We start from the raw sequence: 26,228 nt of genomic DNA, 5'->3' as shown, positions 1-26,228 counted from the left end.
ATCGCCACAGCACTCGTGGAGGAGTTAGTTGCTATGCAGCAAACGCGCCAGTCTCTTGAGACCGATTGAGCTACCCTCCCCTAAAGGGTGAGTTTTCACCTATATTTCGTGGTACTGGAGTCGATACACTTCTTTTACCGATACCGAGGGAATACCTTCAGCCACGCAGTGCGTGTCCATCATCGTCTCTAGTTCGTAGCGGCACCTGTTCGCGGGCTGCCAGCCAGTACCGATAAGCGAACGTCGTGGCGAGATAGATACCAGCAGCACAGACCCAGAAGGCGATGAGTGCGGTCCCCGACCAGTTCGTCCAGTCCACTACGAGCGGCCATGTGTTCCCGAAGCCGTGCAGCAACGCCACGAAATAGACGTTATGTGTCAATTCGTAGAAAGCCCCGAACAGCACGGCCGTTACAGTGGGGGCGAGTGCCGCGGCGAGGATTCCGTCGAGCGACTGCCCATCGACCACGGCGGCAGGTGTGTGAAGAACACCGAACACGAGGCTCGTCACACCGATCCCGAGAGCGATGTGTCGGCGTGTGCTATCGCCGAGCAGTGCGATGATTTTCGACTGAAAGTATCCGCGGAACGCGATCTCCTCGACGAGGCCGATGACGAGGAAATTGAGAAGTATAAGTAGTAACGATGTCGCGGGGAGTGATGCGTATCGCTGGAACGTGGGGTCCGATTCGGGCAACGACCACAGCAACTGCAGAGCCCACTGATTGTCAGTAACCACGGCCAGACCAACGCCAAGGAGGTTCATCGCTATCCAGAACCCACCAAAGACGATGAGAGCAGCGAGGAGATGTTGGCGAGAGAGACCCAGTTCAGCGAACCGCACCGTATCACTCCGCAGGAGGACTGCGACGAATCCGAGGATGACTGCGAATTTGCTGATTTCGGTTGCCAGCTTGATCCATGCTGACTGATCGGCGACGGCGGCAGTGAGCGGCACCCAGATCGCGGTCACGACTGCGAACGCGACGGCGAATCCGAGGACCGTTCGCCGGCCACCACGAAACACGATCTGATTCTCGGTCATGGGATCACCTGTCATCTACCCACGGCTAAAGCCGTGGGCTTGAGCGTGGGACTCCCCTTCTACCGACCCGCTGTCGTAGGCGGTGTAATCGCCGTTCAGGGTCAACGACCCGCTCTTAAGGGCGAGATGACCGTCGCCCAACCCCGAGGGACGTTTGCCCTCGGGTAAAGAGAGAAGTCGCTTCCCGATGTTCTTGGAAGCGTTGTAGTCGCCGTCTACCTCGTATCCGCATTCGTTGCACTCGAACCATCTATCCGAATTGCGGTTCGTGCTGGATTGGTGTCCACACTTCGAGCAGGTCTGCGAGGAGAATGCGGGATTTACATCTTCGACGCGAATCCCGTACTCGGTGGCTTTCCACCGAATCATCTCCTGCAATTCACGGAATGCCCACTGGTGCATCTGGCGTTTCAGTTGGTCGTCATAGGCATCCATTCGCTCGCGGATATGAGTCAAGTCTTCAACGGCGATGTGCGAGCAGTCGTACTGGCGGGCTTCTTCCACGATGCGTCGAGAAATAGTGTGCAGGCGGTCCAAGACGAAGCGGTTTTCTCGCCCCGACAGTCGCGCTAATGCCTGCTTCGCGGAGCGAGTGCCTTTGTCTTGGAGGCTCCGACGCACGCGGAAGTAGTGGTTTTGGCCCCACAACAGTTCACCACCGTCGTAGAACGACCCCGTGCTGGTCACGGCGACGTTCTTCAAATTTAAGTCAACACCGAGAACACGGTCGCCCTCGCGTTCCTCGACCTCTTTCTGGATGACGATATGGAGATAGAAGTCGTCTTCCTGTTCGTCGTAGTGGAGCGTCCCCATCCGTTTCTCGTAGTCGTCGTCATCGAGGTAATCAGCCTGACATTTGCCAATGTCGAAGCCGACCTCAACGCGAGAATCGACGGTCGAGAGGGTTGCACTCCTGTCGTTGATGGTCAGGGTGCGTTTGTCGTAGACGACGGTCGGCTGGTCGAACGTCGGGACTGGACGACTATTACCGTTCTTCCAGTCAGTGACCGTGGACTTCATCATTTCGACTGCCTTCGAGTAGGCGCGAACACAGAGGTTCGCAGGCAGGTCAGTCACGTCACGAAGGTGGTGGTAGACCTTATCGTGGATGTTGGTCTTTGCCGTAATGAGGTAGCCGTTGTCGTTGCGACCGTTCTCGATGCTGTAGTTGACGGCGGTGTTGAACTGCTCGATGGTCTGGTGGAGGTGGTCCCGTCGCTCGTCGGGTACGTCGAGTTTGACCCGAACGGTACGTTGAACCTCCATGACACACTCACATTGAGGGTGACTGTTTATATTAGCAGTGATTATTTCGGGAGTCGGTCCTGCGGGTATCGGTGGTCTGTGGCACAGAGTTTACGCGCTTCCTCCCACCCCTGAAGCGGTGGGCTTCCGCGCTGTACTGCGGTGATCAACGAACCTCCGAAGTCGTGCGAGTTCTCGTCGGTATCGCCGATTCGTTGGCGTCGGGATCGTGTCCGGTAGGAACGACCAGAACCGGCTCGTGTCGAACCGGGCGAGGATCGCTTGTGACGCTTCGGCCACTACGGGATTGTCCGTAACGTCCACACCGAATAGCGTCCGACCGAGCACGTCCATCGTCATCTCCGTCATAGCGTCGTTCACATCGACGATTGCCCCGTCGCGCCACTGCGCGACTGTTTCCGCTGCCGTAGCGCGCATCTCGGGGACGTACGTGGTTAACCGGTCTCGATAGAACGCCGGTTGGACGTGCGACCGCTGGTTTTGCCACTGGTCGCCTTCCGTCAGGAACAACCCTTCTCCCATGGCGTCGTTGAGGTTTCGGGTGATGACCTCGCCTTTCTCGAAGGCGTCGGGGTCGTCGAGGAGGATCTGCTGGATCGCGGTCGGGTGAGCGACCATGCAAGCGTCCGTCCCGAACACCTGATAGCTCGCTATCCGGCCGTACTCGTCGCGCAGTCGCTCATAGAACTGGGAGATGTCGCGACTCAGATCGCCGTGTTGCCGACGACCGGCAATCCGCTTGGACCGGGCGGGTAGCTCGTTTCAGCGCTCATGCGCAGTAATTTGCGTTGCTGGGACTACGGTGTTCTGTCGGACAGGTCCACCTTTTTTATGTTAGTGCGCTATCCTATTGCGTGATACGGTATCTCCAGTTGCGGCTCGAATTCCCGCCCGAAACACGGCATCCCATGCAGCAGTTCCTCGCGGAGCAGGGGTCAATTCGGCGAGCGTATCTCCGGCACTGGAACTACTCGAATCCGGAGTACGTCGCCTCCCTCTTTCACATCGTCGGTGACGTCGAGGACGGTCGCGACGAGTACCTCGCGGCACTCGAGGCCGTCAGTACGATCTGCGAGTACGATATGACGCCCGTCGACGACCGGAGTTTCTACGTCTACGTGCGGGAAGCCGCCAACGAACACGCGCACCGCTTCCGGGAACTCCTCGCAACCACGGATCTGCTCGTCGTACCGCCGATCGAGTACGGTACCGACGGAGAGATGGTCTTCGAGATCGCCGGCGAGTCCGAGAGCCTTCGGACCGTCGTGGCCGAGCTCCCTGATCACCTCTCAGTGACGGTCAACCGGCTCGGAGAGTACGACGCGTACCGAGAGTCGATCGCAACGGCTTTGACAGTCCGACAGGAGGAGGTGTTGACGGTCGCACGGGATCAGGGCTATTACGAGATCCCTCGCCAGACCAGCGTTCGAGAGATCGCGGACGCAGTCGGGTGTTCGAAGAGTACCGCTGCGAACCACCTCCGCAAGGCAGAGGCTCGATTAGTCGCTCTCTATGAAGACCGTTCGATAGCGGATAGGATCGACTCCGTGTAGAGAAGGGGGAGAACCGCGGCTCAGGCGGAAACGGTGTCCGCGTGAGAGTCCGCAGAGAGGTACTGCTGTTCCCATTCCCGGCGGTTCTGAATCTCGCGTCGACCACGCTGCGTTAACCGGTACTCATTCGTTCGCCGGTCCTTTGCGCGCTTGCTCACTAATCCCTGATCGACCAGTGTGTCGAGGTTCGGGTACAACCGGCCGTGGTGTACCTCTTTCTCGTAATACGCTTCCATCGCGTCTTTGATCGCGAGACCGTGCGGCTCATCGAGTCCGGCAGTCGTGTACAGCAGATCGCGCTGGAATCCTGTCAGGTCGTGCATTAGACGTTACATCAGTATTAGTACCCATCTATACTTAATAACTAGACCAAAATACCACAAATACGACGACAACAACCGGATCGGAAGCCATCTACAAGTGAGAATATAAGACTCCAAATGAGATCAGTCCCACCGCGAAATGTAACGGGCTCTGCTGGTACTTACTCCTCCGGCTGTGCGGTCGTAACCTCGTCCGCCCCGCATTCCGGGCACTGTCCCTCGTGGGCGTTAAACCGCGCGCCGCACTCTCGACACTGATAGCGTGCGTTCTCCGCAGCCGTTTCCTTCGCGGTCTGCCTGAACTGTTCGACCTGTCGCCCGACGCGTTCGAAAAGTCCCATCGTTCTCTCAGACGACGTGGCACAGGGGGATAAGTGTTCAGCAGATCTCGAACCGTTCCACAGTAGCAGAGACACGTGCTGTCTCGACCATAGAGTCATCCGCGGACGAGTATCGTGACCGTTCCCGGGGCCCATCGCAGCACCAGGGTGAACGAAGCCTGCAGCGCCACCGAGCCCCGTCCACGGGCGCAGAATAGTCACATAGATTCGAAATGGAAAACTCGGTCTCAATGTAGTATCGGTTTCTCCGTGAACGCCGTGACTAGGGTATCGAGGGTGTTCCGCAGGTGATAGTGGAACATAGTTTCGGCGATATCCATCGACGCCGCGATATCGCCGGCGGTACTCTGACGGGGCCACTCGAAATAGCCGGCGTAGTAAGCACGAGTGAGAGCTTCCCGCTGACGGTCGGTCAGGCGCTCCTCGATCGACTGACGCAACTCGACCGCTTTCCGGATGGGACGGTCGAACTCACGCTGGGCTATCAATGTCGATTTCGGATACTCAGTCTGCAGTCGGTTGGCTAACTGTCGAATATTCGTCATCTGAGGCGTTTCAATGCAGAACCGACCCTGCCCCTTCTCCACGGACCCCGAGGTGAGTATAGCCCCGAACTCCTGGAGCGCCGACCCGTTCATGATGCATTCCAGTAGGCCTGAATCGTCCTCGTCGGCAATAATCCGGACTTCAGCCACGTCTGTATCATCCGTTGCCGCATCACGGACGGCCCCCGGCGAGACACCATCAACAGCGAGATACACGCTCCAGTTCCCAGTCGCCGATTCGACATACCCAGTGATAGCGAGTTCGCACTCGAACTGCTCGGAGAGTCGGACGAACACTAGCTCGGGATCAGTGATAGTGAACTCGAGTTCGACGATCGTATCGGTGAACAGGAGCTTGCGGTGTTCGATCGCGTTGATGGCGAATCCGATCGCCTCTCCCAGCGTTTCGAGCCCCTCTTGCTCGCGATAGCTGAACGCAAACGGACGGGCAGCATACACGGCCAGAATACCGTACGTCGTATCGCTATGTACCAGCGGGACGGCAGCGGCTGATCCGACGCCGCGATCCAGCGCTTGCTCTCGCCACGGCACGAATGACGGATCGGAGCGGATGTCTTGGCTGACCTGTACGTTCCCTGTCCGGAGTGCTCGACCGCCCGGTCCCTGACCTGTCTCTGCCTCCGCCGTCGTGGCCGTTATCGTCTCTACGTAGTCGTCATCGTTCGGGTCCAACGCCGCGAGTTCGGCGTCCGTGTAGCCGGTCATCTCACAAAGTTTCGCGTTCCAGTGGCGGAGTTCGCCGTCCTCGTCGAGGATGAAAACGACATCGTCGATTTCGTCAAACGCGTGTTCGACCAGCAGATCGCGATGTTCGACGTCGTCCCCGGTCCGGACACCCCGGCCGGTCTCACGACAGACACACAGATACTGTCTGTCGTCTAACTGGGAAAGGGACAGTTCATGCGGGAACGTACTGCCGTCGCGTCGACGCCACGCCATCGGCCGTTTCCGCGTATCGCGGCGAGGATGCTTTCCTCGAGATATTCCTGTTCGTCTTTGGCGCTCCGGCTGGACCACGGTTTCCCCACGAGATCGTCTGGATGCGGGAACCCGTATAGCTCGGCGTACGGGTGGTTGACTGTGACGTGTGATCGCCGTCGATGACGGCCACCCAATCCGTTGACGCAGCGGTCACTTGGTCCACGTTCCAAGTGATTTCGGTTGCGCTCCCCAGGCATGGTATTCGGTAGTATGGCCATTAACGTTCTGATCACTAAAACAAGCAGTTCTATAGTGAGATACTCCCAGAGAGCGCAGTCCCAGACGGTCGAAAGTAGCAGCAAACAGCGAAATAGTCTCGACAAGAGGACGAGACGCACAGATCCAGACAGCGACTAGAGATAGGTCTAGGGATGGTTTTCCTCGGACTGCAACGATCGGATGATCGGATCTCCATCGAAGCGGCAGATCGGTAACGCCGTTAGATGGGAGATAATCGAGGTTCAGAATGACTGTAGAACCGAATAAAAACACCCGTGAACGTATCGAGAATGCACTGAGAGCCTTCGAAAACAGTGATGCGGCGGCAGCAGCGAGCACGTACGCCGAGAATGGCGTTTTCATCGACCCCCATTATCCTGCTTCCGAATATCAGGGTCGCGAAGCGATCAGAGAGGCGTTCGAATGGGCGCTCACGAATATCGTTGAACAGCCTGGGTTTTCGGTACGGAATTCCATCGGTGCGGGGGACACGTACGCTATCGAGGTCGACACTCACCACGTTGCGAAGGACGGATCGAAACGCGAGTTCCCACAAGTGTTCGTCGTGGAAGGAGACGAAACGGGGATCACGCGCTGGCGGACATATCTCCCCTTTCCTCCGGATGAGTGACACGGAGTCGAACTCATCCTGAATTCCGTCTCCTTCCCGGTCCCTGCGTACCAGTGAAATTGGCACTAACGTCTCTCTGTAGGGCGTGTTTGTGACGTAACGTGGATCCATCACGACCAACCGTTCCTGTCGAACGTCCTGTTCCGGAGAGCACTGAGATAAATCTCACTAATAGTTGATAAGTACCCATGCTGTCATACTAGAACTATCGCTAGCCGCCAGTTACGTTCGGGGGTGTTCTTGAGAAAGAAGTCGGCATCGAACTGAGTGAATCTCGACACGCTGTAAGAAACCAATGACCGACTGCAACGAAACCACACACGTATTCGAGAACATGGCGAGGCCCAGGGACGTAGCAGCTGTCGTCGTTCTTGTTGTCGTGGCGCTGTTCACCGATATTGCAAGCATAGTCCCTTGGCGGAAAGAACGGTATAGCGACCGTAAGCGGGAGAGATCAGACGGACGCGACGAGTCTATCGGGGATTCCGCTGGGGAACGGTCGGAGAAAACGCGGGGGCCCCTTCATGAGTAACCGCTCGTCCGCTCTTGACCGACGGACGCTTTTGAAAGGCGTCGCGCTCGGCATCTCCTCGGTTCCGATTTCGGGAGAGACCACCGCCAAGACCGGAGACAGTGCGTCGTTGCAGGAGACGAACGGCGAGTTCTCCCCGCCACCGGCGCGCAACGCCAGTCAGGTGGGCGCTGGAGTGTTCAGCCACAGCGGCGAGTTGATCGTGACGGCGACGGATCTGACGGTACCGGGGCGCGGGGGCGTCTCCCCGACGTTCGGTCGCCGCTATCGAAGTTCCGTCACCGACTCTCGCGGCGACTTCGGTCGCGGGTTCACGTGGACGTATTCGCGGCAGTTGTCCGAGGCCGATGGACAGGTCGTCTACGACAACGGGTTCGGTGAGCGGTATCTCTTCGATCCCGACGACGAGGGACGGTTCACCAACGACCTGCTGTACGCAGTGCTCGTTCCGAGTGGTGACGGACGGGAGGAGTGGGAGTTCCGCGGTCCGAACGGACGCGTCGAACGGTTCGAACCGCCGTCCGACGGGGGCCGACTACTGGCTATCGAGGACCGTAACGGCAACAGCATCGACTTCGAGTACGGCGATGGCGGAGTGGTCGTTACCGACCCGCGAGGTCGGGAGACGACGGTAGCCTACGACGACGGTCGCATCGCCGCGATCGAGGATCACGCCGGCCGGACGGTCGAGTACGAGTACGACGCCGACGACCGACTCCGGACGGTTAGCCTCGCGAACGGCGGCACTAAGGAGTACGCTTGGACCGACGCAGGGCGCCTCGCTGCTGTGACGGCCCCCGGGAGATCGACCCCGTATCTCGAGAACGAGTACGACGACAGGGGTCGGGTCGTGAGCCAGCGTCACGGCGCCGGTGAGATATCGATCGCCTACGAGGAGGTCGGGACTGACGAGGCGGACTTCCCGCTGTATCGGACGCACGTCGCCCAGAAAGGGGTCGACGAACCGAACCTCCATCTCGACCACGACGGCGGGGGCCACGTCGTCCGTCGGGCGTTCGACGAGCCGGTTGAAACCGCCAGCACGGACGGCGACGGGACCGTCCGAACGATGGAGGACCGCGACCTCCCCATCGACGAGATCGAAGCGGGGACTGCTCGCATCGTGACGCGGACCGAGTACAACGACCGCGGCGAGTGGATCGGTCGGGAGTACCCCGGCGGCGGCGTGGTGGAGCGAGTCTTCGACGCGGACGCGGCCGACGCCCGCGATCGCGGTAACCCTCTCGAATACCGCCACGTTCCTGATCCGGACCGGCCCACAGACCACGGCGAGCGGACCATCACCGCGACGTACGGGCCGTTCCAGCGCCGACGGAGCCTCACCGACGCTCGCGGGAACACTACCAGGTTCGAGTACGACGACAGCGGGAACCTCGTTCGGAAGATCCACCCCGAAGTGGAGGTCCCCGATCTCCGCGATCCCGGGGCGACTCGAACCGAGCAGTACACCGAAGAGTGGACGTACAACGAGTTCGGCCAGCCGGTCGAGTATCGCGACCAGGAGGACAACCGGACTCGGTACGAGTACTACCCTGAAGAAGGACCGTACGCGCTTGACGGGGCGACGCTCGCACCGGAGAACGGCGGCCCCCTGGCGCGAGTCAGTACCGAACGGGGGATCGCACCGGACGTCGGGGGTCCGCGGACGTCAGCCGTGCAGGGTGAGGACTACACCGAGGCGTACGAGTATGACGCCCTCGAGCGAGTGACGACCTTCCGCGACGGCAAAGGGAACGAAGCGGCCCACGAGTACGACGCTCACGGAAATCCCGTCGAGACGGTCGACAGGGCTGGCGTCAGGACCGAACGGGAGTTCAACCCCGCGGACGCGCTCGTCATGGAGGAAAAGTCGTTCTCCCGGTACGCGGAAGGAGAGGCCGACGGAACCGTCGAGGAACGGGAGACGCGGGTCAGGGAGGTATGGGGATACAACCTCCTGAACAACGTGGTGGCGTTCGGGAAGATAGGTATCGACGCCGACGGGGACACGACCGACCCGATCGTGACCCGCCTCGAGCGCGACGCCAACGAGAACGTGATCCGACGGACCTACCCCGACGACGTCACCGACGCGTACACCTACAGCCGTCGGGGCAAGCGCGTCGAGACGCGGGCCGCGGTCGGGACGGACAGCGAGGGCGTTCACCGGTTCCGGTTCCGGCGTGACGGTCAGGAACGCACGCGGATCGACGCCGAGGGGTACCGGCTCACGAAGGAGTACGACGGGTTCGGACGGCTGTCGTCGGTCACGAACCCCGACGGCGTGACCAAGCGTCGCGTGTACGACCCCGCGAACAACCTCCGGGCGTCGTTCCTGTTAACCCCGGACGAGAACGCGACCGCCGGTCTGAACGACGGCGTCGTAGCTGACGGCGGCGAGGTCGCGACGCCCACGCAGTCCGGCACGGTCGCGATGAACGCTCAGTTCAACGACTACGACTCGATGAACCGCTGTTCGGGCGGGCGAACCGTCGGGATCGGGTGCGGGGCGGTCGACCCGACCGTCGGGGGCAACCCGACCGGCGGCATCGGTACCGAGCGGCCGTCGGGCTGCGGCGGCGACCCGGGGCCGGACGGAACTGTCCCCGGGGTGACTCCCGGCAGTCCTCCCGGCGGAGACGGACCCGGGGAGCCGAGCGTCTACAGCGGCCGCGAGAGCGGCATCAGCGGCGTCGAGGCCGAGACGAACGTCGTCGTCGAGCGCGACGGGACGGGGGCTCACCGCCGCGTGTTCAACGAGAACGGGGACGGCGAAGTGACGCTGTTCGCCCGCGACGGTGCCGGGAACGTCGTGGGCGCCAGAGACGAGGCCGGCAACACGACACTGATCCAGCGGGACGGCAACGGGAACCCCACGGCTGTCCAGCGCCAGGGACAGGAGAGCGACGTGGAGGGAGCGTCGCTGCGGCCCGCGACGAAGCGGCCGGTAAACCCCGCGTTCCGCCGGGAGCCGTCCGTGGAATCGGTCGAGTCGGCGTCGGAGCAGACGGCTGACGACGACGGCCGTCCGGTCCCGAACGGCGGGACGCTCTACGAGACGCTGGCCGTCGACGGTCGGCGGGGAGCGCCGCGACAGGAAAACGATCAGCCGCTGTTCATCCGCACCGAGATCGTCCGCGACGAGCGAGACCGGCCGGTCGCTACCTTCCGGAACGACAAGTTCCTCGGCGAAGTCGAGTACGACGCGTTCGACCGCGTTCGGCAGGTCGAGGACATCGAAGGAGACCGCGTCCGGGCGTTGTTCGACGGAGTCGGTCGGCAGACCGGCGGCGCTGCCTTCGAAGCGGAGCGAGAGCGGTGGCTCACCACGAGTCTCGAACTCGACCCCATGGGGCGTGTGACGGCCGCGACCGACCCCGAGGGACGGACGATCGAGCTCAGACGAGATGACGGTGGGCGGGTCGTCGAGCGGACCAACCCCGACGGCACCGCGGTGAGCCGTACCTACACCGACAACGGGCAGGTGCGCAGTCTGAACGATCCGAAGGGGATCGCCCTCGAACAGCGCTACGACGAGACCAACCGACTGCGCGAACGCGCTGTCGAATCGCGAAACGGGAGCCGAACCGAACGGTACAACTACGACAACAAGGGCCGGCTCACCTCCGCGACGGACGAGGCGACCGGCGTCGAGATAACGCGCGGGTTCGACGAACACGACTACCTCGTCTACGAGACCCAGACGATCGGGGACCGGTCTCGGACGGTCCGATACCGTCGGACGACCGACGGGCAGGTGTCCGAACTCACCTTCCCGGACGGGTCGACCGTCGAGTACGAGTACGACGGCGACGGCGACCTGACGCGGGTCGCCCACGGCGACGGCGCGGAGGTCGCGCGGTTCGACCTCGACTCCAGCCGGATCCACGACGTCACGTTCGGCGACGGCGTCGTGCGGGCGAGCTACGAGTACGACAACAGCGCCTGTAGCGACGGCTGTCTCGTCGGCAAACGGTTCGAGAACGCGGACGGCGACGTCGTCGGGGGGTTCCGCGTGCGCAAGAACAACGACGGGACCGTCGGCGCGGTCGAGGAACCGTTCTACAGCCGCGAGGACGCCGCGTTCGGGACGGACATCGAGCGCGACTCGCTGAAGCGCCCGACGACGCTGACGACCGGGACGGACCTCGACGCCGACGCAGGGGAGCGGGAGTTCGACACCCGACTCGACTACGCGTTCGACGACTCCGGGCGGATGGCGGCGAAAACCGTCAGTGGCATCGAGGGTGGCCTCGCCGGTTACGAGGCGGAGTTCGACGAGAACGGCAACTACCTCGCGTTCGGCGGGCTCTCGTACGGGCTCGACGCCAACGGCAACCGGGAACTGGAGACCGGCGGGCTCGACGTCTCGGACCTGCGCTCGACGTGGGACCTGGACGCGAGTCGGGAGCTAGAGCCCGTTCCGCTCCCGGAGATCCCGGAGTGTCACCTGCCCTGTGACCGGGTGGAGTACATCCTCGCGTACGACAACACCGTGCTCGGCGTGCGGTGCTTCGACGACGAGGGCGAGCTGCTCCGGGTGATCCACTACGTCTACGGTCCGCTTCATCGCGTGTGGGGCAAAACGGTCACCTGCTGTACGGGCGACGAACCCGACCGGTACCACCGGTACGTCCACGCCGGGGGACAACTGGTGCAGGAAGAGGTGTACGAGGGCGACTTCGACCCGCTCCCCGAGGGCGGGCCGTGCGACGTCGAACCGGAGGACGGTAGCCGCGGCATTCCGCAGCCGCCCGAATCGCTGCCGGACGATCCGATCGAGGTGACGCGCAACGTCTACGCCGGTCGGCTGGTCGAGACCGACGTCGAACGCGACGGCGAGCGTGAACGGAACTTCGTCACCGACGACGCCGCCGGACGCAACGCCACGGTCGTCGGCGAGGACGGCGACGTGCGCGAAGCGATCCGGTTCGACGCGCAGGGAAAGGCATACGCGACGGTTGTCGACGGTAACCCGGTGGAGACGGTCGAACGGTTCGCGCCCGGCCTGGGCGTACTGAACACGACCGACGCCGGCGGCCGCGACCTCTTCGACCGCGCCACCGGCGAGCGGATGAGCGGCGGGGAGATATTCGATCAAGTTACCGGTGGGAAACAGAACGGCGGCGGTGTCGGTGGATCTGGAAGCGACGGGAAACGCGGTGAGTCTGGTGGGAAAGGTGGCGGGTCGAAGTGTGGGAACGACATTACCGGTGGTGCAGGAAAGGCGATGTTTGGGTCAGACGACGCGGGATCCATAGTTCAAGGGGCCATAACTGTGGGCGGATCGGTAGCTGCTGGTGCTGCAATTGGAGGTACCGGAGGTCTAGCGCTTGCTGCAGGTGGAGCCATCACTGGTGGAGCGATCATTATCGGTGAAGTTGTTGAGGAGGCCGGTCGTTCCCCAGATGACGACGACGGAGACGGTGGCGATAGCGGCGACGGTGGCGACGGCGGTGATGGCGGCAGTTGCTCTGCCGGAAGTCCGGGCGGGACAGGCACTATGGCGTCCGACGGCGGCGACGAAGGTGGTAACGATCCCGGTGCCGGGGGAGGCGGTGGTGAAGGTGGCAACGAGGGCGGCGATGACAACGGTGGCGGTGAAGGTGGCGGCGAGGGCGGCGGTGAAGGTGGTGGCGAAGGTGGCGGTGACGAAGGAGGTGGCTCGTCGGGCGGTGGCGACGGCGGCGAGGGAGGTGATGGCGGTGACGGCGGTGACGGCGGTGACGGTGGGGGCGACGATGACGGTGAAGGCGAAGGAAGCGGCGGCGGTGACGAAGGAGGCGGCGAATGCGGCGCCGGCAGTAGCGCAGCCTCCGCGATGGGTCCGACCCGGGGCGGCGGCACTCCTCGCGGTGGTACCGGCGGTCCCGGAAACGGCGGAATCGGGGGATTCGGTGGAAACGTCGACGACGGAATCGGCATCAGCATCGGTGGAGGCGGTCAGTGCGGGAGCTCCTATCCGGCCGGTGGCGGACGCGGGAACGCCGGTCCGCGCGGTGGTGGTAGCGGTGGCGGTAACGGGGGATTCGGCGATGGCTGTAACGACGGAGAGGGTGGCGGCGGAGGCGGTAGGGGTGGGTTGGGTGGTAGCCCTCTCGGCGGTTTCGGCCTCTACGCCGGCGGCGATAGCTCCGGTGGAGGCGGGGGCGGTGGCGATAGCTCTGGTGGCGGTGGTGGTGTCGGTGGTGACGACGGTTCCGCCGGCGGCGGTGGCGGCGGGACCGGCGGCGACGGAGGCGGCAACGGCGGCAGCAACTGCGGCTTCGGCCGCGGCGGTCCCGACGAACGCTTCGGCGGGGTCGGTACCGGCCCCGGCGGAACCTTCCCCGGGTCGAACAGCGGCGGGGGCTGTGGCTCCGGCGGGAGCAACGGTCTCGGCAACGACTTCGGCGACCAGACCTGTCGTAGGATGGTCCCCAAACGCGGCTCGAACTGCGGCGGTGGGGCGGGCGGGGCCGGTGGGTCGGATACGGCCGGTAGTGGCTCCTCTTGCAACTGCGTCTCGCAGAGCGCCTCGACGAAGATGATGCCCCAACGCGGCCGCGGCGGTTCTGGCGGCACGATCGAGACCTGCTCCAGCGGTGGCGGCGGGAGTGGCGTCGGCGGCGGTGCGGGAGGCTCGTCTTGCGGCGGCGGCGGCGGTTCCGGTGGTTCCGGTTCCGTCGGCCCGGATCCGAGGGTGTTCTGAGCGACGACACCCTCCACTCGGTTAGAGAGTTCGGCGGCGCCGCTACTCCTCTACTTTACGTTTCCCTTCGTTTGGGAGGATCGTTCTCTGCGGCGTCGGCCTCTGCACGCCGCTTTTGCGACGACGGTCGAGCGATAGTCACAGTGTAGAGGCTACCGAGAACCGTCTCTCGCTCGTCGGTAGCGAGCCCGGTACCCGCGATCATCGGATCCAGCGACCGGGTGAGATCGGAGAACAGCAGCCGTGCCACCGGGTTCAGGACGCGCCGGGGGTGCGACGGCGTCTGCCCCGCGGGCACGAACTTGTCGAAGATCGATACGCAGCCGTCCGGGGCGAGCACGCGCGCCGTCTCGGCGACGACCGCGGCCGGATCGGGCACCACGGAGAGGACGAGATGGAGGAGCACGGCGTCGAACGCGTCGTCCGCGAACGGGAGCGCCCCCGCGTCGCCGACCTGTACGTTCACCGCGTGGTCGAGTTCGGCGGCTCGCTCCGCGGTGCGGCGGACCATCGCCGGCGCGACGTCGAGAGCGATTATCTCCGCGTCAGCGGGCAGGTACGGCAGGTCGGCGCCGGTCCCGCATCCGAGGACGAGGACCCGGTCACCGGGCTGCAGTTCGAGCCGCTCGATGGCGCGGCGGCGGCCCCGCTCGAAGGGTTTCGCCGCCCAGTCGTAGATAGGGGCGTAGGCGTCCCACCGGGTCCGTTGCCAGTTTTCGATTATCGTCATCTGGCTCGTCGCCCCCCGTTTCTACCTCTGTAGAGCGCGGTCCCGAGGACCGCGACCCAGGCGTAGTCGGCGGCCAGCAGGCCGATCGTCGCCAGGCTCGTCGGGCTCCGTACGGGAGCGACGGTCAGCAGTGCGGTCGCCGCGGCGGCGACGGTCGCCGCCCCGACGGCGATCCCCGCGTAGTCGATCGTCCTGTGGGTCGCCGGGAGTCGGCGCAGTCCCCAGCCAGTCGCCGCGACGCCGCCCCCGACCAGGATGCCGTACATGAGCATGTGGCCGGTCCCGAACGGGTGCAGTAGCGGCTCCAGTAGTTCACTGTGTGCGCCTCGCTGGTGCGCGACGACGTCCACGTACACCCACGTCGTCCACTGGAGCGCGTGCAGGACGCCCAGTCCGAACGCGCCGGTCGCGACGGCACTCGCGACGCCCGTTTCGAGACCGGAGAAGCGACGAACGACCGCTATCGATCCGACGGCCAGGACGACCGTGGCGACCGTCCAGAGGGCGTGGCTCACCAGCCACGGGACTGGGGTGGACGCGCCCGGCTCGCCGCTCTGGGTCAGGACGGCGCTCCCGAGGAAGAACGTCGCTGCGGCGACGACGAACGGAGTTCCGTCGGCGGCGATCTCGGCGAGGTCGCGTGTCCGTTCGTGCTCTCGTTCAGTCGTTGCGGGTTCGCTTGCCACGTTGTCTCACCGTGGATGAACATAGGAGAGAGAACCATATGGGTATGACTGCGCACTGACTGGGTGGTTTGAAGTCAGTACCGTCTGTCCGGCGATCGTCGCGGTCGCCGTCATCGTCGCGCAGTCAAATCGATTCTTCGGGCGGGATGAACGTCCCGATCGACACTGTGTACAGTGACACCGTGGCTATCCGCAACAGGGAGGCGACTAACACCGCAAGCGGGAAGAGGATTATCCCAGTCGCGACCGTCGCGACGAGTGGCAGATACGCAGGGTCGATCGCAGGCGGCAAATCCGAGACGGCAGTGTACGTCTGCGAGAGGAAGTACGTCACGAGCACCGCCGGGACCCCGGAGTAGATCAGGTGCCGAGAGAGCATGGCGAGTTCCTGCTGGAGCACGAGCGTCTTGTAGAACTGCCGCATCGTCGCGACAGCTTTCAACAGCTCGAACACGTCGTCGAGCGCCTCGACGGCCGCGTCGGGAAGGTCGTCGCCGTATCTGCTCTTGAACTTCCGCGTCGTGTCGAGATGGTCGGCGTAGTCCGTCCCGAGCGTGATGAGTAACACCTTTGACGCATCGTCGAGGTCGTCAGCCGCCCCGAGGTGGTCGGCGTAGTCGGCGACCGCCGACACGTACTCGCCGGCGTCGTCCCCGGAGTGGAGGGCAACGGCCGCACGCTCAACTTCCTGCTGGAAGTCCCGGACACGGCGCTGTAGGGTCTCGGCGAGAAGGGTGATGAACGCGCTGGGGTCGTTGGGGCTCACGTCGACGTCCGCGACGTCCTCGACGGTACGCCGGTAGTCGAGGGTGCCTTCCAGTTGATCAGAGAGGTTCCCTGCTGAGCCGAACAGCCGCGAGAGGATGAGCTGGTTGATCGAGAGGACGACCGTGAGCAGCGTCAGCAGGCCCGAGAGGAGCCCGCTCGCGAGCACCGTCGAGAGATTGCTTCCGGGACCGACGTACACCAAGTCGAACTCGATCATCAGTGCCGCCAGTCCCGTGACGAGAAGTGCCAGTACAGTGGCGACGCTAAGGCGGTTCCCGGTGATGAAGAGCCAGCGAATCACGGGATTCTCGACGTCGTCGGTCCACGACTGGCTCATCGAGGACTCACCGTCACGCTCATGCTACTTCTCGAAGCGGGTTAAGCGGCGGGGGCAGTATCAGGACATACGACTGTCTACTTCCGGGAGACGCTCCTGTGGCTCGCAGTGGCCAGTGTTCTCGTCCCTCTGCGGCGCCATCTGCGTCGCGGTCGGCCGAAAGATCACCCCTTCTAGACGAACGAAGACGCTTATGGTGGCCGCCCACGCTTAGCTGTCGAGAGTCCCCTGCGGCCATGAAGGGCCGAAAATCCGGGGTGGAAAGACTGAGAGCGGACAGAGCGCGATGCAGCAACAGCCGGGAAGTTCTCAGGATGCAGATGGATGAATGACGTCTGCGCTCCATAGGCGTTCGCCGTCGGGCGGTGTGGGACGCCTATGGATCCAGTCGTGATGCGGAGGGATCGTGGGGCACGCTCAAGTCGGCCTGTCAGAGAACGCGGCGACGCGACGACGACCGGCGTCCTCACGTCCGCGTCGTCTCACGGCCACCGCAGCGGTGGCGACAGACAATGCCGGTTCAGTCTAGAAACAGCGGATCCTTCGGGGCACTGCGGCGGGTATGGACGACAGCACTGGCCGATACTGGGCCGTTCGGGGGTCCACTCTACGTGATGCCGACTCTCGTGAACTATGCCGCTCGATTGGACATGGCCACCCGGTCGATCCTTCAGGACAGCAGTTAGAGACGAACCTGTCCACAGATCGATCACCGTATGTCGTCCTGTACGCTTGCGCTCTCAACCTCGATAAGGTAAGTCTATAACGGTAATAAGTTACAAATTACAAATCTATACTGACGTGAGTACATGGCTGCAATGGTTCAACAAAACCGACGCACGTTCCTGAAGGTGACCGGTGCAGTGTTAGGCGGTGTCGCAACTGGGACCACGGTAACAGCGGCAACGCGAGGCGATCGGTTTCTCGTTAAGACTCGCAACAACGCCGATCTCAGCGCCGTGGAGGTGGTTCACGAGCTCCCGGGCGTCGATTTCGCCGTCGTTCGCGGGGACGAGACCGACGTACAAGCGGCCCGCGGCGTACGAGAGTACGCCCCAGACATCGAGGTCCGACTCGACGACCCCGACGTGAATGATGCAGCGCCGACGATAGGCGAAGCAACGGTCGAGGACGAACCCAAATATCCCCTTCAGTGGGACAAGCAGGCGCTTGACGTCCCGACCGTTCATGAGACGACGAAAGGGGAAGGGACACGTGTGGCGATCATCGACACCGGCGTCGCGGCCGGCCATCCAGACCTCGTCGTGAACGAGGACCTGTCTCGGAACTTCACCGGCGACGGACTCGGCTCGGCGAACGCGGCCGGCGGCTATCACGGGACGCACGTCGGCGGGATCGTCGGCGCTCAGGATAACGAGGCAGGCGTCATCGGTACGGCACCGGCGACGGACCTCGTCGACTGTCGCGTGTTCTCGCCGAGCTCGTTGGCGTCGTTCGGCGATATCCTCGCTGCCATCCTGTACAGCGCGGCGATCGGCGCCGATGCGGCGAATCTCAGTCTCGGGGCCTATCCCATCCCGCGACAAGGAAACGGCCAGTTCTACGGGCAGGCCCTCAACAGCACAATGACGTACGCGAACAAGGAAGGGACCCTGCTCGTGATCGCCGCCGGGAACGCCTCGGCGGATCTTCAGCACGACAAGAACTTCATCAGCCTCCCGAACGAGGGGGCGCAAGGGCTGTCGGTCGCCGCGACCGGCCCCATCGGGTTCGGGTGGGACTCCACTGAGGTAGGCGACGAGGCAGCACCACCTTGGAGCCCCGCGATCTACACCAACTACGGCACGAACGACATCGACCTCGGGGCGCCCGGTGGCGACATCGCGCCGACAGTGCTCGAGGCGTTGGGGAACGATGAGGATCTCAGCGTTCCGTGGTACCGTGATCTCGTGTTCAATACGATCGCAGAGTCGGTGTACAAGCGAGATAACGACGGCAACGTGACCGAGATTGAGGACACTAAGTACTCCTACAGCTGGGTCGCTGGCACGTCGATGGCTGCCCCGCAAGTCGCAGGCGCCGCGGCGCTCGTCAAGAGCGCGAATCCGGACTACAACGCCAACCAGGTCGAGGCCGCGCTCGAACGTGCTGCGGATGTCCCCGAGGACTACGACAAGACGTATTACGGAAGCGGGTTCCTGAACCTCACCGACGCGCTCTGAGCGGTGTCTGTTGGTACTGGTCAGGGGCTCTTCTTTTTAGGGCACATCGGCAGGACTCATTTACCGGCGGTATTCGGCGATAGGGTCTCCGTTGTCGGCGTCATCCCACCGGTGAACGAACGGGCTTTCCCCGCGTACCGCTGTCATCGTTAGCGGGATCGAGCGGCTGTCTCGATGAGGTCCACTGCCGTGTCTCGGAGATCTGCGGTCATGTGGAGGCCATGGTCATCGACACGACGCACGATCGCCTTCGCATCCGCCTCGGACAATCCCTCCTCGACCGCTCTGACGATCACCCCGATCGTGCCGGTCACAGTGGCCCCAAGCCCGCGGGCGACAGTTCGCACCCGACGATCATCCGAGACCACGGCCACCGGCTCGTCAGCAGCAGTGTGTGCTACCACCGCTGCGATCACGCGAACGTCACCATTCACGGTGGACTCCTCGAGGATGGCTTGGGCACGTTTGTCATCGGCCGCGGGCGTCTGCATCGTCGTCTCGACTGTTGGGCGATCGCACAGTCGGTCACAGTTCGTCCGGGCCGGTTCAGTCGTGATTTCTTCTCGTACGACTGGGAGGACGACGAGCGTTCCATCGAACGACAGCAGAAGATCGAGTTCGCCGATCGCACCGAGGGCGATGAGGGTCGTTGCGTCAACGTAAATAGCAGTCATAGCTCGCGTGCGCTGTCGGCGTCAGCAGCGATATCGTCGGTCGAGAGCTGCGACGTCAGGTTTCTGTCGTGCGCGATTTCGAGCCATTCAGCAACGCTCACTCCGGCGATCCTGGCAGCCTGATTCGTCGAGATGTCTCCGGTCTGATACCGCTCGACTGCGAGCCGAATTCGGATGTCAGTAAGGCCTTCTCGAAGGGCCTTCCGAATGACCGTACTTTTGTCCTCGTCGAGTAGCGTCGCGACTTCGTCGAGGGCCTCCTCGTCCTCGTCGGGGATCCGGGCGCTGATCGAGGGCATCGTATACAGAGTAATACATTGTGTTACAAAAACGTTCCGTGCGAGATCCCGTTGACGGGTTACTGGGGGCCTTGACCTCCTCGACGTAAAGGACGAGGCTGCTGCTAGATGTGGAACGTCGGCTACGACTGTCGTGATCCTCGTTTTTGCAAACGATCCTCTAAGCGGAGAGACTCTCGCTGTTTCCTCCCCGTGAATGGGAAGATCGCACCTCTCTCGTCGCTCCCTCGGGGGTGTGTACGAAGTGGTTCGGCCGCTACTCCCTTCGATGCCGACTCGGGATCGCGACAGAGGTGTTCGTTCCGCACCAACTCGTCGCGTTTCTCACGCTCGTTTTCGTCCCGTCGTTCGCGTCTAGCGGTACCCGTTCCCGAGGTCCTCTGTCGTCTGTGGGCTCCATCGGCACGATGGGGCGAGTAGGTGTGTCTGAAGGTCTGCTACAGAAGAACGCTTGTCCGAAGTCGGCCATACACACTCGTAGTTCCGCTGGAAACGCGGTATACAACCCCATGAACAAGTACAACGACCTTCTGCGACGACACCGCGCCCGACGACAGCATCCTCGCCGACTAGGGCGCGCTCGATCCCCTTACAGGTTGAACAGGCGCAATGCCACGGCCTTCAGGCTGTGGATACGCGCCGTCATAAACGGCTTCGAGTGCCTCGCTGGCCGCATCGTGTCTGGCCGCTCCGTATCGTGGTCGGCAGACAACACGCCCGTATCGACGAGCACCGTCATCCGTAGAGGATGTCGTCGATATCCGCTTCGTCGGTCTCGACGCCTGAACTGATGCGGCCACGTCGCATCGCGTCTTTCTCCCGGTCAGAGAGCGGCACGGTCGCGTCTCGGAAGGAGTCGATGACGTCCGCTCGTGACTCGTACGCGTCGTCGATCAGCCGCGTCAGGAGGTCCTGTTGGGTGACCGACTCACCCGTCCGAAAGCGAATCTCCGCCTGGAGTTCTTCGAGTCGCGCCTTCGCGCCCTCGTCGACCTTCACTGCAGTCGCCATACGTGCAGTTGTATCCGAGACGTAGTAAACAAGGCTAGTAGTGGAGGGAACGAGCGCCGGTGACGAGGAGACGTCACACGGCGGCCGCAGACGTCACGGAGCCACCACAGCATCCAGCACGGCCGCCCGCCGGGGACTTACCTTATACCACAGTACACGGCGGCTCGTCGGCGGACACGAACCTGTGGTAATCCTATCCCGCGGCAGCGCGCCATGGCCCGGCGTGGACAGTAATTATCTTGGAATGAGTTACGTCGGTTCGAGGTCTGGTGACTGAGACACACGATTTCGCCTTGGGGAGTCTCTCTGTCCGTTGCTTTGCCAGCGATCGCCAGGGAGCAAATATCATTTCAGTACTAATTTAATACCAATTTTTAGATAACATTTATTATGAATGTAGGTGGTTGCAATTATTGAAGGACAATAGCTTTATCCGGGTTTCGTCAGTAGTGCAGTCTATGTTGTCGTGGAGTGAGTTATTGCTCTTTTATGGAGCAAACGTGGTGGTGTGGCTCGGAATCGCGCTCCTGTACGTGTATCTCTTCCATGAATCCGACGAGGAACTGCTCGGCGAGTATCGCTCCGAGGAGTCAACGAGGTGAGACCGTCCATGGCGTCTACAGTTATTTACGTCGAGTTCGCGGTGTACCTGCTTGCACTCCTCCTCATCGGAGCGTATGGCGGTCGACTCACGGAGACAGTGTCCGATTACCTCCTGGGAGGCCGAAAACTCAACTTGTTCACAGGCGCGCTTAGTGAACAGGCCAGCCTCTGGAGTGGCTGGCTCGTCGTCGGGTTCCCCGCGATCGTCTACGCGAACGGCGTTTCGTCGCTCTGGTGGATGGTCTGGCAGATCCCGCTCGGAATCGTGACTTGGGGGTTGCTCGCCAAACGTATCGGACGGTATTCACGCGTTCTCGACTCACTCACGATCCCCGGGTTCCTCTCGACCCGGTTCAGTGATGACCATCACGCGATTCGCCTCCTCAGTACACTCATCATCGCAGTGTTCATGGCAGGGTACGTTGCCGGCCAACTCCTCGCCGCGACGAGTGCGATCTCGGTGGGATTCGACTTACCCAGGCAGTGGTCCTTCCTGATCGCACTCAGCGTCGTCATCATCTACACTGTCATGGGCGGGTTCACCGCGTCCTCGTACACGGACGTCATCCAGGCGCTCTTGATGACCGCGTTCGCGATCATCACGCCCATCGCCGTGCTGATCGCCGTCGGTGGACCGACCGACCTGATGACGCAGTTCAATGCAGCGGCGAGCAGTACGATGACGTCTTTCACGGGGGAGCGCAGCCCCTACGAGTTCCTGATTTTCTCGACAATCGCCGTGATCGCGCTCGGAGGGCTCGGCCAACCACACGGGGTCGTTCGCTATATGGGGATGAAACGACCCTCACACGCTGGGTTCGCGATGGTGGTCGCGATCGTGTTCATGCTCATCGCACTCGTCGGCATCCCCATCATCTCGATGGGTGCTGTAGTGATGCTTCCTGACCTCAGCAATCCCGATCTCGTCGCGCCCATGATGATTCTGGAGACGCTCCCGACCTGGATCGCTGGCTTCCTGCTCGCGGGGGCGGCCGCCGCCATCATGAGCACCGCCGACTCACAGTTGCTGGTCGCGGGGAGTGCGTTCGGCGAAGACATCTACGATGGGCTCATCGATCCAAACGCCAGTGACCGGCGGGTCCTGCTCGCGAACCGGATCGCGGTTCTCACCATCGGCCTGATCGCTGCTGTGTGGGCGTGGACCACACCTGGGTCCGTGCATTCGACGATCGTCTTCGCGTGGGCGGGGCTCGGGGCCGGGATCGGCCCCGCACTCCTCCTTTCCGTCTACTGGGAGCGAACAACCGGGCCGGGAGTCATCGCAGGCATGATAACCGGTGTCGTCACGACCGTCATCTGGAATCAGTTCTCCGGGGGGCCGGGGATGCTCTTCGAGGTCTACGAACTCCTCCCTGCCTTCACGCTCGCGCTGTTGGCAATCGTCATCGTCAGCCGTCTCACTGGCCCGCCGAAGCGCGGTGCGGAGACGATTCGCCGCGAACTCGACGAGATCGCCAAACCGCTGCAGGAGGAGATCGATCTCATGCGGGAAACCGGCGCCACGGAGACGAGCGAGGAACACGATATCGTCGCGGCGACTGACGAAGACATCGCGACGACCTACCTGCAAAAACACGACCTCGACGAGCTCTCCACCGCGGACTAACCACCGAGTGCCACTTCGTCACACTAGTTGGTCGACGTGGATTCGGGGCGCGGTGTGTGGCGTTCAGTGAGTTGATCGGGCCTGATGTTTTCAGCAGTCAGTTCGCGTGTGATAGAGTCGACGACGGTGACAGTATCCGGACCAGTGGGAACGACCCAGAAGAGTTTGAACGCCTGCTGGGTTCGTGTGGGTTCGATGCTGGGTGTGGTGAACGATTTATACCAGCGGTTGATGCGACGTCGAACGAACGTGTGTGCGGTCTCTCGGGCGTCGGCCGCCCGGACCCGCGGGTTGAGGAGAGAGGTCGGGGTCAGGTAGCGCGTATCGAGGTCGGGGTAGACATCGTTTTTCCTACAGACTCCGGTGAGCGCGTCGACCGTTACCGACAGCGAGACCTCGCGATTGCTGAGGAACTTCCGTTCGATCTCGACGTCGAACGCAAGGAGATGTTTCGGAAACCCGAGCACGCGAACCTCACTCGGGGAGGCTCCGAAGTCGTGATTTGTGAGCGCCGCTTCGAGTGGGGCTGGTGGCTGGATTACCGTGGTCGCTCGCTGTGACGAGTCAGACATTGTCGCCCGGTTTTCCGTGTCCGTCTGGCGAGTCCTCGAAGCGGTCATAGGAGAAGTAGTCCGCGTCGACGAAGGGCGTCGCGTCGTCCCGGATGAGATCAGTCATAATACGGCCGACCGCCGGTGCCTGTTTGAAACCGTGTCCGGAGAACCCACAGGCGAAATAGCACCCTTCGGGACCGACCTGGTCGAGGATGAAGTCGTGATCCGGGGTCGTGGAGTACACACCACAGTATCGCCCGCAGATTCCCGCGTCCCTGAGTTCGGGAATCATCTCCCCGAGTTCCTCGGTGAGCTCGAGGATAGTGTCTTCGTCCGGTGAGTTATCGTACGTATCGGGGTCGACTTCGTCATCCGTGTGATGGGTCGCGACGAGGATACCGTCGCCGAAGTCGGGTCGGATGTACCACTCGCCGCCCGGGAGCGCCGTCGTCGGGACGAGCGATGGATAGTCGTCTTTGTACTCCGCGGGCGGCTCTAAGAGGATCACTTGTTCGCGAGTGACCGTGATGGGAATGTCGACGCCGACGGCGTCTCCGAGGCGCGGCGTCCACGGCCCTGCCGCGACGACGACCGTCTCACACTGAATGCGTCCCGCGTCCGTCTCGACGCCCGTAATGGCGTCGTCTTCGTGGTGAATATCGGTGACACCGGTGTCCGTGATGACCGTCGCACCGTTGCGACGCGCCGCTCGACTGAATCCGTTTGCCGCATCGGCGCCGTCCGAGAACCCGGCTTCGTCATCGGAGATCCCGAAGTCGAACTGGCTGACGCCCTCGATCATCGGGTATTGTTCGGGGAGCTCGTCGCTCTCGTACTGGGTGACGGGGATGTCGAGGTCCGAGAGCACGTCGTATCCAGCTTGCGCGTACGCCCCACCCGGCGTGTCCTCGTTCGCGAGTCGGACGAGCGGATTGGACTGATATGCGATGGCTTCGTCCGTGTGTTCGGTGAACTGCTGGTAAAACTGGTGGCTCCACCACGCCATCTCGCTATATATCTCCTGATCGCCGTAGTGATGCCGGAGGATCGCAGACGAATCACCGGTTGATCCCGCTCCGATCTTGTTCTTCTCGAGCAGCACAACGTCTAATGCGGTCTCTTGAGAGAGGAAGTAAGCCGTGCTCGTTCCCATGATCCCGCCGCCGATAATAACGACGTCAGACGTCGTCGGCAACTCGCCCTCGGACATACTCCGATCAACTCCGTGCGCGTATTTCAGGATTCCCCTCGGGTTCTGACTGTGACCGACGAGGGGGCAAGTCAGTGCCACAAGCGCACATACCTGCTGTACCGACGAGTGACAAGCTTTCAGTACCCAATGCTGTGAACGAGCTACTCCAACTCCGTCGGCGCGTACACCCCCGAAACCCCTGTCCCCGCTGTGAGCAAGTAGGACGACCGCTTCGACGACACCGCGCCCGACGACAGCGTCATCGCCGACTAGGGCGCGCTCGATCCCCCCTACTGAGCAGGATCGTGCCCGCGACGCCCATGAACGCGAGCTCGCGACCAGGTTGAACAGCAGCCACGACGGCTACCCGCCGACAACTGTCTCGATCGACGGTCCACCGTGGTCGGGGAAGACGCTCACAACTCGATGTCGCCAAACCCCATCACACGTTCTCTGGAGCGATCCGTCGAACGACACCATCGAAGTCGTCGTCGAAACTCAAGATCCCGTCGAGATCGTGTCGGTCGATCAGGGCAACACTCGTCGCATCCGTGAAACTCAGTGCTTGGTCGTCGTATCGTTCGAACACCGAAATCGCGTCGTTGAAGACCGCAGTCGAGACGTGGAGTAGCTCATAGACATGCGGATACGGGTCGTGACCGCGGAGTCGGTCGCTCAACTGTTTGGCTGCATCGTGGGAACCCGCCCGCGTCCGGGTCAACGTGATGGCCTCGTCGAACACGTAATCGCTCACATACGGGTGGCCAAACTCACCGTCGTAGACGGCGTCGAGTGCCTCGCTGGCCGCATGGTGTCTGGATGCGTCCGTATCGTGATCGGCATACAACACGCCCGTATCGACGAGCACCGTCATCCGTAGAGGACGTCGTCGATATCCGCTTCGTCGGTTTCGACGCCTGAACTGATGCGGCCACGTCGCATCGCGTCTTTCTCCCCGTCAGAGAGCGGCACGGTCGAATCCCGGAAGGAGTCGATGACGTCCGCTCGTGACTCGTACGCGTCGTCGATCAGCCGCGTCAGGAGGTCCTGTTGGGTGACCGTCTCGCCCGTCCGAAGGCGAATTTCCGCCTGGAGTTCTTCGAGTCGCGCCTTCGCGTCTTCGTCGACCTTCACTGCAGTCGCCATACGCATAGTTGCATCCGAAACGTAGTAAACATTGTTACTGAGTAGACGCCGGTAACGCCGTTTTCTCAAGGCACGGAGACGCTGCCTCCGTGTTCGATGTCTCCCGGCGTTCGGCATCCCTCTCTATCGGCACGCCACGACGCAACTAGATACCTTCGATCGCCGTCTCCGAAGCGCTACTGTCGACGCATTGTAGCGGACTGAAGAGCACTGAGAAGTGAACCGAATCGTGAATCACGTCGGCTCACGATACGAGCGCCGGTAGGGTCG

At 62.4% G+C, this 26,228-nt stretch carries 23 protein-coding genes; 7 read left to right on the top strand and 16 right to left on the bottom strand.

Going from position 1 to position 26,228, the window contains the following annotated elements; genetic code table 11:
• Positions 1–157 precede the first annotated feature (157 nt).
• From D8670_RS04290 to D8670_RS04280, 3 genes are all read right to left on the bottom strand, one after another.
• Positions 158–1,045: a CPBP family intramembrane glutamic endopeptidase gene (locus D8670_RS04290; RefSeq protein WP_162994183.1), complete on the bottom strand. Its 888-nt coding sequence runs from the start codon at positions 1,043–1,045 to the stop codon at positions 158–160.
• Between the two features lie 15 nt (positions 1,046–1,060).
• Entirely contained in the window at positions 1,061–2,311 is a 1,251-nt protein-coding gene (locus D8670_RS20730; protein WP_162994182.1) for an RNA-guided endonuclease InsQ/TnpB family protein, read from the bottom strand.
• Positions 2,312–2,401: 90 nt separating this feature from the next.
• Positions 2,402–2,965 carry a cytochrome P450 gene (locus D8670_RS04280; protein ID WP_233752210.1) on the bottom strand — a complete coding sequence of 188 codons (564 nt, stop codon included), beginning with the start codon at positions 2,963–2,965 and terminating at the stop codon, positions 2,402–2,404.
• Between the two features lie 254 nt (positions 2,966–3,219).
• Here D8670_RS04280 and D8670_RS04275 point away from each other — a divergent pair, with 254 nt between their 5' ends.
• Positions 3,220–3,864 (top strand): helix-turn-helix domain-containing protein, encoded by a 645-nt coding sequence (locus D8670_RS04275; protein WP_193569264.1) that lies wholly within the window; start codon positions 3,220–3,222, stop codon positions 3,862–3,864.
• A 20-nt stretch (positions 3,865–3,884) separates the two neighbouring features.
• On the opposite strand, the gene D8670_RS04270 is transcribed toward D8670_RS04275, so the two are convergent.
• From D8670_RS04270 to D8670_RS04260, 3 genes are all read right to left on the bottom strand, one after another.
• Complete coding sequence (locus D8670_RS04270) at positions 3,885–4,187, bottom strand: PadR family transcriptional regulator (protein WP_121816845.1); 303 nt, start codon at positions 4,185–4,187, stop codon at positions 3,885–3,887.
• Positions 4,188–4,348: 161 nt separating this feature from the next.
• The gene (locus tag D8670_RS04265; RefSeq protein WP_121816844.1) at positions 4,349–4,528 is read right to left on the bottom strand and encodes a hypothetical protein; all 180 of its coding nucleotides are present in this window, start codon (positions 4,526–4,528) and stop codon (positions 4,349–4,351) included.
• Between the two features lie 227 nt (positions 4,529–4,755).
• Positions 4,756–5,850: a bacterio-opsin activator domain-containing protein gene (locus D8670_RS04260; protein ID WP_375137271.1), complete on the bottom strand. Its 1,095-nt coding sequence runs from the start codon at positions 5,848–5,850 to the stop codon at positions 4,756–4,758.
• Here D8670_RS04260 and D8670_RS21280 point away from each other — a divergent pair.
• The 3 genes from D8670_RS21280 (at position 5,821) to D8670_RS21620 (ending at position 14,148) form a co-directional block, all read left to right on the top strand.
• Positions 5,821–5,976: a hypothetical protein gene (locus D8670_RS21280; protein WP_205596900.1), complete on the top strand. Its 156-nt coding sequence runs from the start codon at positions 5,821–5,823 to the stop codon at positions 5,974–5,976. The two genes, D8670_RS04260 and D8670_RS21280, sit on opposite strands and share 30 nt — an antisense overlap.
• A 565-nt stretch (positions 5,977–6,541) precedes the next feature.
• Entirely contained in the window at positions 6,542–6,925 is a 384-nt protein-coding gene (locus D8670_RS04255; protein ID WP_121816843.1) for a nuclear transport factor 2 family protein, read from the top strand.
• A gap of 524 nt (positions 6,926–7,449) precedes the next feature.
• Positions 7,450–14,148, top strand: a complete 6,699-nt coding sequence (locus tag D8670_RS21620; protein ID WP_162994181.1) for a DUF6531 domain-containing protein — start codon at positions 7,450–7,452, stop codon at positions 14,146–14,148.
• A gap of 55 nt (positions 14,149–14,203) precedes the next feature.
• Here D8670_RS21620 and D8670_RS04225 read toward each other — a convergent pair whose 3' ends face one another.
• From D8670_RS04225 to D8670_RS04215, 3 genes are all read right to left on the bottom strand, one after another.
• The gene (locus D8670_RS04225; RefSeq protein WP_121816842.1) at positions 14,204–14,878 is read right to left on the bottom strand and encodes a class I SAM-dependent methyltransferase; all 675 of its coding nucleotides are present in this window, start codon (positions 14,876–14,878) and stop codon (positions 14,204–14,206) included.
• A complete protein-coding gene (locus tag D8670_RS04220) occupies positions 14,875–15,564 on the bottom strand; it encodes a hypothetical protein (RefSeq protein WP_121816841.1) in 690 nt (229 codons plus the stop codon). The genes D8670_RS04225 and D8670_RS04220 overlap by 4 nt, the downstream gene beginning before the upstream one ends.
• A gap of 124 nt (positions 15,565–15,688) precedes the next feature.
• Positions 15,689–16,669 (bottom strand): DUF7972 family membrane protein, encoded by a 981-nt coding sequence (locus D8670_RS04215; RefSeq protein ID WP_121816840.1) that lies wholly within the window; start codon positions 16,667–16,669, stop codon positions 15,689–15,691.
• 818 nt (positions 16,670–17,487) lie between these two features.
• On the opposite strand from D8670_RS04215, the gene D8670_RS04210 reads away from it, so the two are divergent.
• A complete protein-coding gene (locus D8670_RS04210) occupies positions 17,488–18,852 on the top strand; it encodes a S8 family serine peptidase (protein WP_121816839.1) in 1,365 nt (454 codons plus the stop codon).
• A gap of 149 nt (positions 18,853–19,001) precedes the next feature.
• On the opposite strand, the gene D8670_RS04205 is transcribed toward D8670_RS04210, so the two are convergent.
• The 3 genes from D8670_RS04205 to D8670_RS04195 all read right to left on the bottom strand — a co-directional run bounded on the left by D8670_RS04205 (position 19,002) and on the right by D8670_RS04195 (position 20,836).
• Complete coding sequence (locus D8670_RS04205; RefSeq protein WP_121816838.1) at positions 19,002–19,526, bottom strand: PIN domain-containing protein; 525 nt, start codon at positions 19,524–19,526, stop codon at positions 19,002–19,004.
• Positions 19,523–19,825: a UPF0175 family protein gene (locus D8670_RS04200; protein WP_121816837.1), complete on the bottom strand. Its 303-nt coding sequence runs from the start codon at positions 19,823–19,825 to the stop codon at positions 19,523–19,525. The genes D8670_RS04205 and D8670_RS04200 overlap by 4 nt, the downstream gene beginning before the upstream one ends.
• Positions 19,826–20,560: 735 nt before the next feature.
• Entirely contained in the window at positions 20,561–20,836 is a 276-nt protein-coding gene (locus D8670_RS04195) for a hypothetical protein (protein ID WP_121816836.1), read from the bottom strand.
• A gap of 458 nt (positions 20,837–21,294) precedes the next feature.
• Here D8670_RS04195 and D8670_RS20720 point away from each other — a divergent pair, with 458 nt between their 5' ends.
• Positions 21,295–21,438 carry a hypothetical protein gene (locus tag D8670_RS20720; protein WP_162994180.1) on the top strand — a complete coding sequence of 48 codons (144 nt, stop codon included), beginning with the start codon at positions 21,295–21,297 and terminating at the stop codon, positions 21,436–21,438.
• 8 nt (positions 21,439–21,446) lie between these two features.
• Complete coding sequence (locus D8670_RS04190; protein ID WP_121816835.1) at positions 21,447–23,066, top strand: sodium/proline symporter; 1,620 nt, start codon at positions 21,447–21,449, stop codon at positions 23,064–23,066.
• Between the two features lie 23 nt (positions 23,067–23,089).
• Here the strand turns inward: D8670_RS04190 and D8670_RS04185 are convergent, their stop codons facing one another.
• The 4 genes from D8670_RS04185 to D8670_RS04170 all read right to left on the bottom strand — a co-directional run bounded on the left by D8670_RS04185 (position 23,090) and on the right by D8670_RS04170 (position 25,958).
• A complete protein-coding gene (locus D8670_RS04185) occupies positions 23,090–23,638 on the bottom strand; it encodes a hypothetical protein (RefSeq protein WP_162994179.1) in 549 nt (182 codons plus the stop codon).
• Positions 23,631–24,830: an NAD(P)/FAD-dependent oxidoreductase gene (locus tag D8670_RS04180; RefSeq protein WP_121816833.1), complete on the bottom strand. Its 1,200-nt coding sequence runs from the start codon at positions 24,828–24,830 to the stop codon at positions 23,631–23,633. The genes D8670_RS04185 and D8670_RS04180 overlap by 8 nt, the downstream gene beginning before the upstream one ends.
• Before the next feature lie 424 nt (positions 24,831–25,254).
• Complete coding sequence (locus D8670_RS04175) at positions 25,255–25,686, bottom strand: type II toxin-antitoxin system VapC family toxin (RefSeq protein ID WP_121816832.1); 432 nt, start codon at positions 25,684–25,686, stop codon at positions 25,255–25,257.
• Positions 25,683–25,958 carry a hypothetical protein gene (locus tag D8670_RS04170; RefSeq protein WP_121816831.1) on the bottom strand — a complete coding sequence of 92 codons (276 nt, stop codon included), beginning with the start codon at positions 25,956–25,958 and terminating at the stop codon, positions 25,683–25,685. The genes D8670_RS04175 and D8670_RS04170 overlap by 4 nt, the downstream gene beginning before the upstream one ends.
• Positions 25,959–26,228 lie beyond the last annotated feature (270 nt).

This window comes from Halostella limicola, assembly GCF_003675875.1.
Taxonomy (GTDB): domain Archaea; phylum Halobacteriota; class Halobacteria; order Halobacteriales; family Natronoarchaeaceae; genus Halostella; species Halostella limicola.
This window is presented reverse-complemented; position numbering and strand designations above follow the sequence as displayed.